Origin of the sequence: Methylobacterium sp. NPDC097929 (assembly GCF_049543375.1) — a bacterium.
Taxonomy (GTDB): Bacteria; Pseudomonadota; Alphaproteobacteria; order Rhizobiales; family Beijerinckiaceae; genus Methylobacterium.
On the sequence record NZ_JBMVEP010000005.1, the window covers coordinates 225,839 to 241,937 of the forward strand.

At 69.7% G+C, this 16,099-nt stretch carries 15 protein-coding genes; 10 read left to right on the top strand and 5 right to left on the bottom strand.

All coding sequences use genetic code 11. The annotated features are described in order from the left end of the window. The first annotated feature begins 38 nt into the window (after positions 1 to 38). Complete coding sequence (locus ACPCJR_RS15100; RefSeq protein WP_391513852.1) at positions 39 to 875, top strand: aldo/keto reductase; 837 nt, start codon at positions 39 to 41, stop codon at positions 873 to 875. Between the two features lie 45 nt (positions 876 to 920). On the opposite strand, the gene ACPCJR_RS15105 is transcribed toward ACPCJR_RS15100, so the two are convergent. Both ACPCJR_RS15105 and ACPCJR_RS15110 read right to left on the bottom strand, forming a co-directional pair. Further along, entirely contained in the window at positions 921 to 3,062 is a 2,142-nt protein-coding gene (locus tag ACPCJR_RS15105) for a sensor histidine kinase (protein WP_391513850.1), read from the bottom strand. Between the two features lie 193 nt (positions 3,063 to 3,255). Beyond that, on the bottom strand, positions 3,256 to 3,582 hold the full coding sequence (locus ACPCJR_RS15110; RefSeq protein ID WP_391514071.1) for a SelT/SelW/SelH family protein: 327 nt from the start codon (positions 3,580 to 3,582) through the stop codon (positions 3,256 to 3,258). Between the two features lie 146 nt (positions 3,583 to 3,728). Between ACPCJR_RS15110 and ACPCJR_RS15115 the strand changes: the two genes are divergently transcribed. The 7 genes from ACPCJR_RS15115 (at position 3,729) to ACPCJR_RS15145 (ending at position 11,018) form a co-directional block, all read left to right on the top strand. Then, entirely contained in the window at positions 3,729 to 4,364 is a 636-nt protein-coding gene (locus ACPCJR_RS15115) for a LemA family protein (RefSeq protein ID WP_391513848.1), read from the top strand. A 27-nt stretch (positions 4,365 to 4,391) separates the two neighbouring features. Further along, positions 4,392 to 5,177 (top strand): TPM domain-containing protein, encoded by a 786-nt coding sequence (locus ACPCJR_RS15120; RefSeq protein ID WP_391513846.1) that lies wholly within the window; start codon positions 4,392 to 4,394, stop codon positions 5,175 to 5,177. Then, entirely contained in the window at positions 5,167 to 5,793 is a 627-nt protein-coding gene (locus ACPCJR_RS15125; RefSeq protein ID WP_391513845.1) for a TPM domain-containing protein, read from the top strand. The genes ACPCJR_RS15120 and ACPCJR_RS15125 overlap by 11 nt, the downstream gene beginning before the upstream one ends. Before the next feature lie 164 nt (positions 5,794 to 5,957). Beyond that, positions 5,958 to 8,015, top strand: a complete 2,058-nt coding sequence (locus tag ACPCJR_RS15130; protein ID WP_391513843.1) for a carbon starvation CstA family protein — start codon at positions 5,958 to 5,960, stop codon at positions 8,013 to 8,015. Positions 8,016 to 8,024: 9 nt separating this feature from the next. Further along, a complete protein-coding gene (locus ACPCJR_RS15135) occupies positions 8,025 to 8,258 on the top strand; it encodes a YbdD/YjiX family protein (RefSeq protein WP_110352515.1) in 234 nt (77 codons plus the stop codon). A gap of 340 nt (positions 8,259 to 8,598) precedes the next feature. Then, entirely contained in the window at positions 8,599 to 9,888 is a 1,290-nt protein-coding gene (locus ACPCJR_RS15140) for a YjgN family protein (protein ID WP_391513841.1), read from the top strand. Between the two features lie 8 nt (positions 9,889 to 9,896). Further along, positions 9,897 to 11,018 carry a M48 family metallopeptidase gene (locus ACPCJR_RS15145; protein ID WP_391513839.1) on the top strand — a complete coding sequence of 374 codons (1,122 nt, stop codon included), beginning with the start codon at positions 9,897 to 9,899 and terminating at the stop codon, positions 11,016 to 11,018. A 297-nt stretch (positions 11,019 to 11,315) separates the two neighbouring features. On the opposite strand, the gene ACPCJR_RS15150 is transcribed toward ACPCJR_RS15145, so the two are convergent. After that, positions 11,316 to 11,699, bottom strand: a complete 384-nt coding sequence (locus tag ACPCJR_RS15150) for a hypothetical protein (RefSeq protein ID WP_391513838.1) — start codon at positions 11,697 to 11,699, stop codon at positions 11,316 to 11,318. 148 nt (positions 11,700 to 11,847) lie between these two features. Beyond that, complete coding sequence (gene ndk / locus ACPCJR_RS15155) at positions 11,848 to 12,270, bottom strand: nucleoside-diphosphate kinase (protein WP_391513836.1); 423 nt, start codon at positions 12,268 to 12,270, stop codon at positions 11,848 to 11,850. Between the two features lie 315 nt (positions 12,271 to 12,585). Here ndk and ACPCJR_RS15160 point away from each other — a divergent pair, with 315 nt between their 5' ends. Continuing rightward, a complete protein-coding gene (locus ACPCJR_RS15160) occupies positions 12,586 to 13,113 on the top strand; it encodes a DUF2147 domain-containing protein (protein ID WP_391513834.1) in 528 nt (175 codons plus the stop codon). A gap of 305 nt (positions 13,114 to 13,418) precedes the next feature. Further along, on the top strand, positions 13,419 to 15,524 hold the full coding sequence (locus tag ACPCJR_RS15165; protein ID WP_391513832.1) for a carbohydrate porin: 2,106 nt from the start codon (positions 13,419 to 13,421) through the stop codon (positions 15,522 to 15,524). Positions 15,525 to 15,572: 48 nt separating this feature from the next. Here the strand turns inward: ACPCJR_RS15165 and ACPCJR_RS15170 are convergent, their stop codons facing one another. Then, positions 15,573 to 16,088, bottom strand: a complete 516-nt coding sequence (locus tag ACPCJR_RS15170; RefSeq protein WP_391513830.1) for a L,D-transpeptidase — start codon at positions 16,086 to 16,088, stop codon at positions 15,573 to 15,575. Positions 16,089 to 16,099 lie beyond the last annotated feature (11 nt).

The following is a 16,099-nucleotide window of genomic DNA, read 5'->3' on the forward strand; positions in this document are numbered from 1 at the left end:
GGCCGTCGTCCGGGGCCGTGCACCGCAGCCGGCAGGCCATGACATCCCCCGATCCCGTCCCGCAGATCGCCCTCAACGATGGGCGGTCGATCCCTCAACTCGGCTTCGGGGTCTGGCGCATGCCGGAGGCGGACACGCCGGCGCTCGTCGGCACGGCGCTCGGCAGCGGCTATCGCTCGATCGACACCGCCGCGATCTACGGCAACGAGGGCGGCGTCGGGCGGGGCCTGCGCGAGACGGTGGTGCCGCGCTCCGACGTGTTCGTGACGACCAAGCTCTGGAACGACAACCAGGGCCATGACGCGACGCTGCGGGCCTTCGACGACAGCCTCGCACGGCTCGGCCTGGAGAGCGTCGATCTCTACCTGATCCACTGGCCCTGCCCCGCGCGCGGCCTCTATCTCGAGACTTGGCGCGCCCTGGTCCGCTTGCGCGAGGAGGGCCGTGCGCGCTCGATCGGCGTCTCGAACTTCACCGAGGATCAGCTCGACCGGCTCGTGGCCGAGACCGGCGTCGCGCCCGCCGTCAACCAGATCGAGCTGCATCCCCGCTTCCAGCAGCATTCCCTGCGGGCAGCCCATGCCCGGCTCGGCATCGTCACCGAGGCCTGGAGCCCGCTGGGTCAAGCCCAGGTGCTGGACGAGCCCGTCATCGCCCGCATCGCCGACCGCCTCGGACGCACCCCCGCCCAGATCGTGATGCGCTGGCACATCGAGAGCGGCTTCGTGGCGATCCCGAAATCGGCGACGCCGGCCCGCATCCACGAGAACATCGACCTGTTCAGCTTTCGTCTCACCGCGGAGGACCACGGGGCGATCGCCGGGCTCGACCGGGCCGACGGGCGCATCGGCCCGGACCCGGTGACCTTCCAGTAGCGTGCTGCCCTCTCCCGGAGCGGGCCGGCGCTTCGGGAGGTTCGGCTAACCCGCCAGCGGCAGGGGCTTGGTCGCGGCGAGCTGCGTGCCGCCCTTGCGCTCGAGCAGGCCCGGCGGCGGCACCGGCGCCTCGATGATGCAGATCACGCCCTCCGGCTCGTAGAGCAGTTCCACCGTCCCGGCGAGTTCCCGCGCGAGGCTGCGCTCGATCAGGCGCGAACCGAAGCCCCGCCGCGTCGGCGGCGTGACGGGCGGCCCCCCGCTCTCGCTCCAGCGCAGCGAAAGATGCAGCTCCGGCCGGCGCTGCACGGTCCAGGTGATCGTCACCTTGCCCCCCTCCCGCGAGAGGGCGCCGTACTTGACGGCGTTGGTGCCGAGTTCGTGCAGAGCCATGGCGATGGAGAGGGCGAGCCGGGGCGCGAGCCGCAGCCGAGGCCCCGACACCGCGAAGCGCGAGGCTTGATCGTCGGCCGCCTCCAGCGGGCGGATCGCATCGGCCACGACGGTCTTCAGCTCGGCGCCCTCCCAGCTCTCGCGGGTCAGGACATCGTGCGCCCGGGCCAGCGCCAGGAGCCGGGCCTCGAAGGCGGCCTTGGCCGCCTGCGCCTCCTCCCCGTCGAGACCGCGCAGGGACTGCATGGCGATCGACTGGACGGTGGCCAGCGTGTTCTTCACCCGGTGGTTCAGTTCGTTGATGAGCAGCCGCAGATGCTCCTCGGCCCGCTTGGCGTCGGAGACATCGACGTTGCAGCCGGTGAAGCCGAGGAAGGTGCCGTTGTCGTCGAGCCGCGGCACGCCCTCGCAGCGCAGCCAGCGGATCTCGCCGTTGCGGTCGATCACCCGCACCTCGGCCCGGAACGGGCGGCGATTCTCGAAGGCGTCCTGAAACAGCGCCTGAAAGCCGGCCAAGTCGGGCGGATGGATGATCGCTGCCCATCCCTCGCCGGTCATCTCCGCGGCGGGACGGCCGAACAGGTGGTCGAAATGCATGTTGGCGAAGACAACCTTCGCCGTCTCGTCGGTCATCCAGATCAGGGCGGGCGCGGAATCGGCCATGTGGCGGAAGCGCGCCTCGCTCTCGCGCAGGGCGGAGAGGCCGCGCTGCGTCTCGGCGAGCGCCCGGTCGCGCTCCTCGCTGCGGGTGCGCAGCCGCAGCGAGGCCTCCGAGAGTACGTCGGCGAGGCGGCGGATCTCGTGGATCGGCGAGGCGACCCGCGGGATCGCCTGCCCGCGGGCCAGCGCCGGGCCGGACGCCGCGAGCTGGCGCAGGGGCTTCGAGACCCGCGACCAGAGATGCACCGCGAGCACCGAGGAGGTCGCGAGCACGAGGAGGCCGAAACCGCCGAAGGCCCAGATCCAGCGCCGCAGCCGCGCCTCGACCAGCGCGTGCGGAATGCTCGCCCCGGCGGTCCAGCCGTTGAGCCGCGAGCGCGCCTCGACGACGGTGACGGGCTTGAAGTCGCGGTCGCGCCCCTCCCACACCCCGGGCGTGCCCGTCGCCTTCTGCCGCAGGGTCGCGAGCCGGGCGTGCCCGATGGACCCCGGCAGTTCCGGCAGGCGGGCCAGCAGAACGCCGTCCCGATCCGAGACGCCGGAGACCCATCCCTTGACCTGCTCGCGGGACAGGATGCCGGCGACGCGGGTCAGCGGCACCGAGAAGCTGAGGATGTAGCTGACCGCGTCGTCGATCCGAACCGGCACCGCGACGGCATAGTGCGCGTGTTCCGGATTGGCTCCGGCAAGATAGCCGGTGACCATCGAGCGCTGCCCGCCCTCGATCAGTTCCCGGTCGATCGGCAGCGACGTGACCGGCAGCGGCGCGCCGGGCTTGAGCGCCGTGTTGACGATCTGCTGGCCGTCCGGGCGGCGCAGCACGAGATCGAGGCCGACCGCCTCGCGCACGAGGCGGGCCTGGTTCTCGAAATTGGCGAACTCGCCCTCCCGGATGCGCGGCGAGGTCGCGAGCGTCTGCAGCACGGAGACGAGGCCGGCGGTGTCGCGGTCGATCGACAGGGCGATGCCGCGCACGTTCTCCCGGGCATCCTGCTCGAAGCGGGCACGCTCGGTGGCGGCGTAGCGGGTCAGCAGGATCGCGGTGAAGATCAGGCCGGGCCCGATCAGCGCGATCACCAGCATGATGAGGTAGAATTGCGTGGAGAAGCCACGCTGGCCGAGCCGGGAGAGCATGCGTCGGATCAAGGCGTCCCGCGTTTCACGCTCTGGAGAGTTTTTGGGCTCGGCGCGGACGCATCATGCCCCAGCGCAGGCGCAGGTGCCAACTGTCCTTGTTCCCTCCGGCTCGGGGAGCCACACCTATTCCCCCGGTCACAGGCCGCCCCCGCTCCGACCGACGCGGCGCCGGCCCGGAACCGAGAGACGATCAGGCCCCGCGTCCCGGTCGATCGACATGCCCGAGATCGCGTCCCGGATCGAGCCGATCACGGACGCGCTGCTTGAGCGATTTCACGTCGGGAAAGCCTCCGTCGCGCACCCGCTCCCAGATCGTTTCGGCGTCTAGTTCGATCACGAACACCCCGCCGGTTCCGGGCCGCAGCGCGACCTCGCCGATGTCGTCGCGGAAGGTGGAAAGGAGTTCCTGCGCCATCCAGGCGGCGCGCAGGAGCCACTGGCACTGCGTGCAGTAGGTGATCGCGATGCGCGGGCGGTGCGCGCGGGTCGGGGCCATTTCGATTGGGGCGTCGGTCATGCCCGGCATGGCATGTCGGTCGGCCCGGCTTGTCAACCGCTTCGATGCGTCGGCGGCATTGGCCGGGCCGCCCTTTCCGGAGCGGGCGGGGGTTCCTATCTCCTGTCGCAAACTTGCCGCCAAGCTCGCCTCGGAGACCAGCCGCCATGTCCCTCTCCTTCAGCCCCGCGGCGCCAGCCCGCAGCTCGGTGCTCGGGCGGATCGTCTCAGCCCTGGCCGCCCTGTGGCTGGCGACCTGCCTCTCGGGCTGCGGGGCGATCAACCGGGTGCCGAGCCTGGAGGAGCAGGCGAAATCCGCCTGGAGCGAGGTGCAGAACCAGTACCAGCGCCGGGCCGACCTGATCCCCAACCTCGTCGAGACCGTGAAGGGCTACGCCAAGCAGGAGCAGGAGACGCTGACCCGGGTGACGGAGGCCCGCGCCAAGGCCACCAGCGTCCAGGTCGATGCCTCCACGGTGAGCGACCCCGAAAAGTTCAAGCAGTTCCAGGACGCGCAGAACCAGCTCTCCGGCGCGCTCGGGCGGCTGCTCGCCTCCGTCGAGGCCTATCCCGACCTGAAGTCGAACCAGAACTTCCTGGCGCTTCAATCGCAGCTGGAAGGCACGGAGAACCGCATCGCGGTGGCGCGGCGCGACTACATCCAGACCGTCCAGGCCTACAACACCGAGATCCGCACCATCCCGGGCCGCTGGATTGCCGCGTGGTTCTACCCCGAGGCCAAGCCGATGGAGACCTTCACCTCCACGCCGGGCTCGGAGCGCGCGCCGAACGTGAAGTTCTAGGCCCCGGCTGGTCCGGTCCCCGCCCCGGTGACACGCCGACCGAACGGACTCGTTGCCCGCGCGATCGGCTGCCTCGCGGCGCTTCCGCTCGCCCTGCTGATCGTCGCCGGACTCGCCCTCGCCGCCGATCCCGACTTCCCGAAGCTCACGGGCCGCGTCGTGGATGCGGCGGACATCCTCTCGCCGGAGGCGCGCGCGCGCATCGACGGCAAGATCAAAACCCACGAGGACAGGACGGGCGACCAGCTCGTCGTCGCCACCGTTCCGAACCTTCAGGACTTGACGGTCGAGGACTACGCCAACCGCCTCGCCCGGGCCTGGGGCCTCGGCCAGAAGAAGACCAATAACGGCGTCCTGCTGCTGGTCGCGCCCAAGGAGCGCAAGGTCCGCATCGAGGTCGGCTACGGCCTCGAAGGCGCGCTCACCGACGCCCTGTCCAAGACCATCATCACCAGCGCGATCACCCCGCGCTTCCGGCAGGGCGACTTCTCCGGCGGAGTGGAGGCGGGCGTGGACGCGATCCTGCCCATCCTCGCGGGCGATGCCGACGAGTGGCAGCGCCGCGCTCCCGTGCGGGAGGATGCGGTCGATCCCGTCACGGTGATCTTCTGGATCGTCGTCATCGTCGTGCTCGTCATCGTCCTGACGCGCCTGAGCGGCGGCGGGCGCGGGGGCCGCGGCGGCGGGGGCGGCTTCGTCGTCATTCCGGGGCCCTCCGGCGGCTGGAGCGGCGGCTTCTCGGATAGCGGCGGGGGAGGATTCTCGGGCGGGGGCGGCTCGTTCGGCGGCGGAGGCGCGTCCGGTGACTGGTAGCCAGACCATCCTCACGGACGCCGAGCGGGAGCGGATCGCCGCCGCGATCGGCCGCGCGGAAGCCGGCACGACCGGCGAGATCGTGGTGCTCGTGGCCGCCAGCGCCGGGCTCTACCGCTCGCCCGGCCTCGCGCTCGCGCTGGCGCTCGGGCTCGCCCTGCCCTGGCCGCTGATCCTGCTCACCGATCTCGGTGCCGGGGAGATCGCGCTCGCACAGGCGGGTCTCGTGCTCGGCACGCTTCTTCTCTCCCTGAACCTGCGCCTGCGGGTCGCCCTCACCCCGCGCCGGTGGCGGCGGGAGCGCGCCCACGCCGCCGCCCGCCGCGAGTTCTTCGCTCACGGCCTGACCGGAACGCGGGGGCGCACGGGGGTGCTGATCTACGTCGCACTCGCCGAACGCTACGCCGAGATCGTCGCGGACAAGGGCGTTCGTGTCCGTGTGGAGGAGGCGCAATGGCGCGCCATCGTCTCCGACCTCCTCGGTGCCGCCGGGCGCCACGCTCTGGGCGACGGTCTGGTCACGACCGTGGAGGGTGTCGGAACCGTCCTGGCGACCGCGTTGCCGGGACGCCGCAGTGACAACGAACTCCCGAACCGGGTGATCGTCCTCGATTGATCCCAACGTTCCAGTGACGCTGGTCGGCAGATGTCACCACGATCACTGATAGAGCCGGCGGCTGTGTGGTTCCCGCGACTGGCCTCGCCGGAAAAATTGCGCCAAACAGATCCGCGAAAGCCGCCTGCATCAAGAATGCGGCTGATTACGGAGCGAGGCGTCGCATGGGCGCATTACAAAAGCACGGGCCCTGGGCCCTGGTCGGGGCGTTGGGGGCCGCTGCGCTGGCGGTCGTCGCCACGGAACGCGGGGAATCGATCAACGCGTTGTGGGTCGTCGTGGCCGCGGTCTGCGTCTACCTGATCGGCTACCGCTACTACTCCCTCTATATCTCAAACAACGTCATGCGCCTCGATCCGAAGCGCGAGACCCCCGCTCACCGTCACAATGACGGCCTCGACTACGTTCCCACCAACAAGACCGTCCTGTTCGGCCACCACTTCGCGGCCATCGCCGGCGCGGGCCCGCTGGTCGGTCCGGTGCTCGCGGCGCAGATGGGCTACCTGCCCGGCATGCTCTGGATCCTGGCGGGCGTCGTGCTCGCGGGCGCGGTGCAGGACTTCATGATCCTGTTCATCTCGATGCGCCGCGACGGGCGCTCGCTCGGCGAGCTGATCCGGGCCGAGCTCGGCGTGATCCCCGGCGTGATCGCGCTGTTCGGCACCTTCATGATCATGGTGATCCTGCTCGCCGTCCTGGCGATGATCGTGGTCAAGGCGCTGGCCGAGAGCCCCTGGGGCACCTTCACGGTGGCGGCCACGATCCCGATCGCGATCCTGATGGGCCTCTACGCGCGCTACATCCGGCCGGGCAAGATCGGGGAGGTCTCGATCATCGGCTTCGTCCTGCTCATGGCCGCGATCCTCGGCGGCGGACAGATCAACGAGCATCCGACCTGGGGCCCGGCCTTCACCTTCACCGGCACCCAGCTGACCTGGATGCTGATCGGCTACGGCTTCGTCGCCGCGATCCTGCCCGTGTGGCTGTTGCTGGCCCCGCGCGACTACCTCTCGACCTTCCTCAAGATCGGCACCATCGTCGGCCTCGCGCTCGGCATCGTCGTCGTCGCTCCGCACATGCAGATGCCGGCCACCACGAAGTTCGTCGACGGCACCGGCCCGGTCTGGGCGGGCTCGCTCTTCCCGTTCCTGTTCATCACCATCGCCTGCGGCGCGGTCTCGGGCTTCCACGCCCTGATCTCGTCGGGCACGACGCCGAAGCTCGTCGACAACGAGATGGACACCCGCTTCATCGGCTACGGCGGCATGCTGATGGAGAGCTTCGTCGCGATCATGGCGCTGGTCGCCGCGAGCGTGATCGATCCGGGCATCTACTTCACCATGAACTCGCCCGGTGCCCTGCTCGGCACCTCGCCGGAAACCGCGGCGGCGGCCGTGACCAAGCTCGGCTTCCCGATCGGCGCGGACGTGATCGCCCAGACCGCGAAGGACGTGGGCGAGCACTCGATCATCTCCCGCACCGGCGGCGCCCCGACGCTGGCGGTCGGCATGGCCCACATCATCTCCTCGGCCATCGGCGGCAAGGCGATGATGGCCTTCTGGTACCACTTCGCCATCCTGTTCGAGGCGCTCTTCATCCTCACCGCGGTGGATGCGGGCACGCGCGCCGGCCGCTTCATGCTGCAGGATCTGCTCGGCCTGATCTCGCCGTCCTTCAAGGACACGTCGTCCTGGGGACCGAGCGTGGTGGCGACCGCCCTCTGCGTGGGTGCCTGGGGCTACTTCCTCTATCAGGGCGTCACGGACCCCCTCGGCGGCATCTACACCCTGTGGCCCTTGTTCGGCATCTCGAACCAGATGCTCGCGGCGGTGGCGCTGACGCTCGCGACGGTGGTGATCTTCAAGATGAAGCGCGAGCGCTACGCCTTCGTCACGATCATTCCGACAATCTGGCTCTGCATCTGCACCCTGACCGCCGGCTGGCAGAAGATCTTCTCGCCCGACCCGAAGATCGGCTTCCTCAGCCACGCCGACCGCTTCTCGGCGGCGATCGCCGAGGGCAAGGTGCTCGGGCCGGCCAAGAGCATGGACGACATGCACAAGATCGTCTTCAACGACCGCATCGACGCGGCCCTTGCCGTGTTCTTCGTCGGCCTCGTGATCGCGATCGTGGTGTTCGGCGTGATGGCCTGCGTGAAGGCCTACCGCGCCGACCGCTGGACCGCCCTCGAAGCCGACCCGAAGCTCGCACCCGCAGAGTAAGGTTGCCTCATGTCGAGCACCGCAGCGCCGTCGCTCAACTTTCGTGATCGCCTCCGGGCCTTCAACAAATGCGTCTGCGACGGCGCGCGTCTGATGGTGGGTCAGGGCGATTACGGCACCTATGTCGCCCACATCCAGAAGACCCATCCGGACCAGGCGCCGATGACGGAGCGTGAGTTCTTTCGCAATCGCGAGAACGCCCGCTTCGGCGTCGGCAACACGTCGGGCTTCCGCTGCTGCTGAAGGCGGCTCTCAGCCACACGGACAAACGAGCGGGCTTTCGGCCCGCTCGTTTCGTTTCAGGCCCTGATCACCATGTCCGGCACGAGCCAGCACGACACATGGCTGGGGCCCGTCGCGGATCAACGGGTTCGGCACAATCTGCCCGCCCAGCCTGGGTTCCGGCCAAGGCGTACCGCCGCGAGACGTGACGGCCCTGGCCGTTTTCACGTGAAATTAAGCTACATTCGCGCCCTCCGTATCCACTGGCAAGGAGCCGGCGAACGCCAATCGGAGGCAGCGGCGGTTGCACTGCAACCAACCAGGGCTCTAGTCTCCTCCCGCGTCGGAGGGGACCGCCAGAATGAACCAGTACGAAGCTGTGCCGAGCCCGGCTCCGGCGCAAACCGGTGCGATCGCGTTCGATCGACGGGCACACGGGCTGACGGGCATCGTCGTCAAAGGCTTCCTGCTCTCGCTGGTCACCTTCTCGATCTACCGGTTCTGGTACATCACCAATCTGCGGCGCTTCTTCTGGAGCCGGACGCTCGTGGCCGGCTGCCCGGCCGAGTATCTCGGCACCGGCAAGGAGTTGTTCCTCGGCTTCCTGGTGGCGCTCGCCATCCTCGTGCCGATCTACTTCGTCCTCTTCCTGCTCAGCTTCGCCAGCCCGGTGCTGGCCGCACTCGCGGCACCGATTTCCTTCCTCTTCCTGTTCGTGCTCGGGCAATACGCCCTCTTTCGCGGCCGGCGTTACCGCGCCTCGCGCACCCGCTGGCGCGGCATCCGGCTGGCGCAGGACGGATCGGGGCTTGCCTATGCGGGCCGGGCCAGCCTGTGGTGGCTCGCCACCCTCGTCACCTTCGGCCTCACCTTTCCCTTCCAGCGCGCCTCGCTGGAGCGCTACCGCATCAACCACACGCTCGTCGGCCAGAGCCGGATGCACTCGACCGCCACCGGGCGCTCGATCCTGCTGCCGTGGCTGACGCTCTACGCCGTCGGGCTCCTGCCGATCCTGATCAGCGTTCTGGCTCTGCTGGCCGCGAACGGCTTCGACCTGCCGGGCGACCTGATGATCGAGGATCCCACCGGCCGCGAGAGCAAGCTGATCTTCAATCCGGCCTACGCGGACACGCCGCTCGCGCTCTACAGCGGCATCGTCGCGGCGGTCGCGAGCGCGTCGATCCCGCTGGCGCTGATCCTGTTCCCCTATTACCGCGCCCGTGAAACCCGTGCGTTCATGCGTGCGGCGCATTTGGGCGAGGCGCGGCTGACCTCCTCGCTGCGGGCGCGCCAGTTCTACTGGCCCTACATTCTCTACATGCTCGTGGTCATCGGCTTCGTCATCGTGATTGGCATCATCTTCGCCATCCTGGTTCCGCTGCTCGCGACCGAGCGTCCGAACGCCGGCGTGCAGGCCTTCTTCATGGTTTCGATCGTGCTGCTCTATCTCGGCGCCATGCTCGGCGCCGCCGTGCTCTACGTCCGCGCCATCACGGTTCGGCTCTGGCACGCGGTGGCGAGCACGACGCAGATCGAGAACCTGCCGGCGCTGGAAGCCGTGCTGGCCTCGGCGCGTCCGCCGGGCAGCGGTCTCAACGAGGGGCTCGCCGACGCGCTCGACGTGGGCGGCGCCCTCGAGATCGGGCTCTAGGCCGGGCGATGGAAGCGCGATCCACGGCCGGCACCTTCTTCGACGGACGCAGCGCCCGGCCGCGTCCGGTCACCCTGCATCTGACGCATCGGCTGGTGATCGTCGGCGGCGACGTGCGCCGCGACTGGAGCCTGCTCGATCTGCGCCGAGCCGAGACGGCGCCGCCGCTGACCCGAATCCTCCACGCGCCCGGGCCGGAAAGCGTCGAGTTCGCGGATGCCGACTTCGCGGGGGTGCTCGACGCGCGCTGCCCGGATCTCGGCCGAACCGAAAAGCAGGGCGGGCTCACCCGACTCGTGCTCTGGTCGATCGCCGCCGGCATCTCCGTCCTGCTCACGGCCATCTACGGCGTGCCGGCCGCCTCCGGCGTGATCGCGCCGCTCGTGCCGCAATCGGTCGAGGCCCGTCTGGCCAAGGGCGTGGACGGGCAGATCGTCGGCCTGCTCGGAAATCCGCCCCGTTGCGAGGCGCCGGAGGCGCGTGCCGTGCTCGACCGGCTGACGGCGCGGCTCACCGAGGGCATGGCGCTGCCGGCGATCCCCCAGGTGAGCGTGCGCCGCCACGCCATCGCCAACGCGCTCGCCCTGCCGGGCGGCCGGGTGATCCTGCTCTCCGACATCCTGGACAAGGCGAAGAACGGGGACGAACTCGCCGGCATCCTCGCCCACGAGTTCGGCCACGTCGCCGCTCGCGATCCGATGCGGGCGGTCATCACCGCGGGCGGCACTTCGTTCCTGCTGAGTCTCGTGCTGGGCGATCTCACGGGCTCGACCGTGCTCGTGGCGGTCGGTCAGGCGGCGATCTCGGCGGGCTATTCGCGCGAGGCGGAGCGGGCGGCGGACGCCTTTGCCGTGGCGGCGGTCGGCCGGGCCGGCGGGGATGGGCGGGCGCTGGCGGCGATCCTGGAGCGCATCACCGATGCCGACGACGAGAAGCCGGGAGCGACGTCGTTCCTGCGCTCTCATCCATTCACGGCCGAGCGGGCGGCGCGGATCCGGGCGCTGGCGGGCGACAAGCCGGCCGGCCCCGGCATCCTGTCCGAGGCGGAGTGGCAGGTGCTGAAAAAGATCTGTCCGCCGAAGCCGAAGCCGGCGGACGGAAAGGCGCCGGCTCCGGTGGAGAAGCTGTGAGCGCGCCCCCGTCACCGCCCGGCCACGGCCCGGCCGCGCCGGGTTCGCACATCATGGCAGCCCGGTTGACGGCTTCGGTCCCGTCACCGTGAGCGGAGCGAAGCCGTCCAGGGCATGACCATGCCGGCTAGAGCATCGTTCCGAAAGGTGGCCGCCGGCCTTCGGAAAAAGATGATGCGAAACAAGAGCCTAGACCATCGTGCGGATACGGTATCCGGCACGATGGTCTAGGCCTGCGCTCTGGATCGCTTCGGCTTCGCCTCGCGATGACAAGAAGAGATCGGCCGATAAGCCGTCTCAGACCACCGGGCGCGGCAGCTTGCAGCTGTCGAGCGCGCTCAGCGCCTTGGCGCGGGCGCTGTCGTTGAAGTAGCCGGTGGCGCGGTAGGAGGCGACCTCGTCCCGGTCGAGGGCGGACAGGGTGCGCTCGGCGTAGCAGCCGCAGGGCGCGGCGAGCGTCGTCTCTTCGACCTTCTGCAGCTTGGCCTGGGTGACCGTGCAGGCGTGGCGGACGCGGCCGGTGAGGTTGCTCTTGGAGGCGGTCTTCAGCGCCGGATCGGGCACGAAGCCTTCGAGCGAGCTGTACTGCGCGGTGCTGCCGGCGGAGTTGCAGGCGGCCAGCAGGGAAACGAGGCCGGCCGCGGCGAGCAGGCGGCCGCTGCGCGAAAACGTGAGGCGCATGGAAGCGGGATCCGAGAGTGACGGGAAATCGTCGAGGGACCCTGTTTCCGGTGGCAAGGCCCTGCGCCGCTAGGGCAGCAGAGTCACACCGGGCCGGAATGCGCGTCGCCGGCCCCGGCGAGAGCCGGAACCGGCGCAAGCATTCCGCTTAAGCCGCGATGTCGGCGTCGGTGAAGAACTGCGCGATCTCGATCTTGGCGTTCTCGGCGCTGTCGGAGCCGTGAACCGTGTTCTCGCCGACCGACTCGGCGAACTGCTTGCGGATCGTGCCCTCGGCGGCCTGGGCCGGGTTCGTGGCGCCCATCACCTCACGGTACTTGGCGACGGCGTTCTCGCCCTCCAGCACCTGCACGACGACCGGGCCCGAGGTCATGAACTCGACGAGCTCGCCGTAGAACGGGCGCTCCTTGTGCACCTCGTAGAACGTCTCGGCCTGCTCGCGGGTCATCTGGATGCGGCGCTGGCCGACGATGCGCAGGCCGGCGGCCTCGATCACGGCGTTGACGGCGCCGGTGATGTTGCGGCGGGTGGCGTCGGGCTTGAGGATGGAGAAGGTGCGCTCGAGGGCCATGGGTCCGGTCCGATGTCGTTGGAGAAAGGGGTCGCGCGACGCGCTGGGAATGGCGGGTTCGACCCTGCCGGAGAGGCCGTCGGCGCGCCGGGCTTATAGCCGTGGAGCCGAGCCCCCTCAACCGACGCCGGAGAACACGGAGAGCCAGATGAAGAGCGTGGCCTTTTTCGGCCTCGCCATGGCTTCTACGCAACACCGCCGAAAAATCGCCCGATTGCGAGGGCGTATTCGAGCGACGTTCCGCCGCCCCGGCCCGCCGGGACGGCCCCTCCGCAAGCCCTCGCCCGTCCCCGGGCCCAGCCTCAGGAGCCTTCCATGCGTCTCGCCCTCGCCTGCGCCGCCCTTCTGGTCTCCAGCGCCGCCATCGCCGCACCGAAGGATCTCTCCGGAACTTGGCTCACCGGGGACGGCCGCGCCAAGATCCGCATCGACCGCTGCGGCCCGGCCGGCGGCAATGCCTGCGGCAAGGTGGTGTGGCTCAAGTCGCCGACCGACGATTCCGGCGCGGCGCGCACCGACCTGAAGAACCCCGATCCGAAGAAGCGCGCCCGCCCGGTCATGGGCCTGACGCTGCTCGACAACCTCAAGCCCGAAGAGGCCGGTTTCGCGGGCGACATCTACAATGCCGACGAGGGCAAGATCTATCAGGTCACCCTGGAGCGCGAGAGCGAGAGCGAGCTGGCCGTTCAGGGCTGCATGCTCAAGGTGCTGTGCGGCTCGCAGACCTGGACCCGGGTGCCGGACGTGAACCAGCAGGCCGCGGCTGCGCCCGTCGAAGCGCCGGCCAAGCCGGCCCCGAAGGCTGCCGCCAAGGTTTCGGCTAAGGCCGCTCCGGCGCAATGAAAGCCGGCACGCAGCAAAAAGGGCGCGCCGTTGCCGGACGCGCCCCGAAGTCTGTGCCGAACCTGATGGGGGTCCAAGCCCCGCTGAAGTAGGGCCACGCTGGTCCGCGGCAACGGGGTTCGGCACCGCTTTCCCCGTCCCCCGCACGCTACCGTCATCCTCCTGTCGGGATGACGGGCTCAACGTCACCGCCGTGGCGCCCGCGCAACCGTGACGAAGCCTCGTGCTTCGGCACGATGCGGGCGCATTGCGGCGGCATCGGCATCTGCTAGTCCGCTGAATGGTGGCGGCAGGGGGCTGGCGCGGTGCTCATCAAGCGGGCGGGACGGAGCGGGCATCGGCGCGCGACCGCGGCAGGTCTCGCCGCACTTCTGGGCGTTCAGGCCGGAGCCGCCCTCGCCGCGGATCTCGCACCGGCGCGGCCCCGCTTCCTTGATTGGTCGGGGGGCTATGCCGGAATGCAGGGCAGCGCCGGCGCCTCGTTCGGCAATTACGATTTCGGCCCCACCACGATCGGCCCCCGCCGGGTGCCCGCCGTCTCGACCGGCGACGCCACCGGCAGCCGGGATCTCGGCGCCGATGCCACCACGGTGGTCGGCGGCGCCTTCGCCGGCTGGACCTGGCAGGACGGCGCCTTCGTCTACGGCGTCGAGGCGGATCTCGTCGGCGCGAACCTCAAGCGCGGCGCCCGCTCCGACGCGCTCAGCTTCGGCTACGAGGCGGTCGACCCGCCCTTTGCCCTGATCCGCGAGAAGACGGACCTGTTCGGCACGCTTCGCGGACGGCTCGGCTACGCCTTCGGCAACAATCTGATCTACGCGACCTTCGGGCTTGCCGGCGCCAACGGGCGGGTGCTCGCGACCTATCCCGATCTCGCGGGCGGCCCCACCGCGACCGCCTCTCGGAACGTGTCCTATCTCGGCTTCACCCTGGGCGCGGGCGTGCAGTTCGCGGTCGATCCCCATCTCTCCCTCGGGATCGACTATCGCTACAGCGATCTCGGCGAGAGCGGTCGCTTCGGCCTGGGCGCCGTGCCGGGGGCCGATGGCGGCGCGGTGACGACCCGGACCGGCTTCGTCTCGAACCAGATGATGGCCCGGCTGATCTGGCACCCGGAGCCGCTGACCCTGGTGCCGGACGACGAAAGCGAGCCGGTCAAGGACGCGCGCTTCTCGCTGCACGGCCAGACCACCTTCGTGAACCAGGGCGTGACCGGCTTCCGCTCGCCCTATCGCGGTCCTCAGAGCCTCGTGCCGGACCAAGCGCAGGCGACGACCACGGCGACGCTCTTCCTCGGCCTGAAGCTCTTCGAGAACACCGAACTCTACTACAATCCGGAATTCAGCCAGGGCTTCGGCCTGTCGCGGACGCTGGGCGTCGCCGGCTTCGTCAACGGCGAGGCGCAGAAGGCCGGCGCGCCCTTCCCGAAGCTGCGCTCCAACCGCTACTTCCTGCGCCAGACCTTCGGCCTGGGTGGCGAGACCGAGGAAGTGTCCGACGGCCCGAACTCCATCGCCGGCACCCGCGATGTCGAGCGCATCACCGTCATCGCCGGCAAGTTCGCGCTCGGCGACTTCTTCGACGGCAACGTCTACGCCCACGATCCCAGGGTCGATTTCATGAACTGGGGCCTATGGGCCTCGGCGGCCTGGGACTTCCCGGCCAACCTTCCCGGCTTCACGCAAGGATTGATGGTCGAGTACAACCGCGCGGAATTCGCGATCCGCGCCGCCTACACGCAGGTGCCCAAGGAGCCCTCCTCGGACGTGCTCGACCCGCGCATCTTCGAACGGGCCGGCGCCGTGGTCGAGTTCGAGGGACGCTACGCCCTCCCCGTCTTGGAGCAGCCGGGCAAGCTGCGGCTCGGCCTGTTCTCGAATGTCGGCAACACCGCCAATTTCCGGCAGGTCGTGGCGCTGACCCAGGCCGGCGCCTTCCCCGACATCAACACCGCCGTCGCGGCGAGCCGGGAGCCCCGGCGCAAGAGCGGCGCCTACGTCAACCTGGAGCAGGCGCTCACCCCCGATCTCGGCCTGTTCGCCCGGGCGAGCGTCAATGACGGGCGCAACGAGAGCCTGTCCTTCACCGACATCGACGGCTCGGTCTCGGGCGGCCTGTCGCTCAAGGGCACGGCCTGGGGCCGGCCGCAGGACACGATCGGCCTCGGCGCCGCGGCCAACCGCATCTCGTCCTCCCACCGCGATTACTTCGCCAACGGAGGCCTGGGCCTGTTGATCGGCGACGGGCGCCTGACCTACGCGCCCGAGCGGGCGGTCGAGGTCTACTACGCGCTGAATCTGACGAAGGCGGTGACGATGACCTTCGACTACCAGCACGTCGAGAACCCCGCCTACAACCGCGACCGCGGCCCGGCGGACTTCATCGGGACGCGGCTGCACACGGACTTCTGAGACGCGCCCATCATCGCGAGGCGAGGACGCGATGACGAGGCCGGCCCCTCAGCGGGTGACGTAGACCTGCGTGCCGACCGGGACGCGCTCGAACAGGTCCGCGATGTCCTGATTGTACATGCGGATGCAGCCGTACGAGGCGAAGGTGCCGATCGAGTTCGGCCGGTTGGTGCCGTGGATGGCGTACTCGCCGCCGCGCAGGGTCATCGCCGCCACGCCCATCGGATTGCTCGGCGAGCCGCCGCGGATGAGGTTCGGCAGGCGGGGGTTGTCGCGCTTCACCTCCGCGGGCGGCGACCAGTCGGGCTGGTAATACTTGCCGTCGATCTGCGTCGCGCCGCTCCACTGCTTGCCCGGCCGTCCGACCGCCACGGGATAGCGGATCGCCGTGCCGTCGCCGTTGACGAGGTAGAGTCGGCGCTCGCCGGTGCGCACCACGATGCTGCCCGGCCCGACCCCTTCCGCGAAGGGGACGATCTCCCGCGCCTGTGCGGCGCCCGCCGCGCACAGCACCGCCGTGAGCGCGCCCGCGAGACGCACCCTGTACTTCCCTCTTCCGAACATCGAAGATCGCC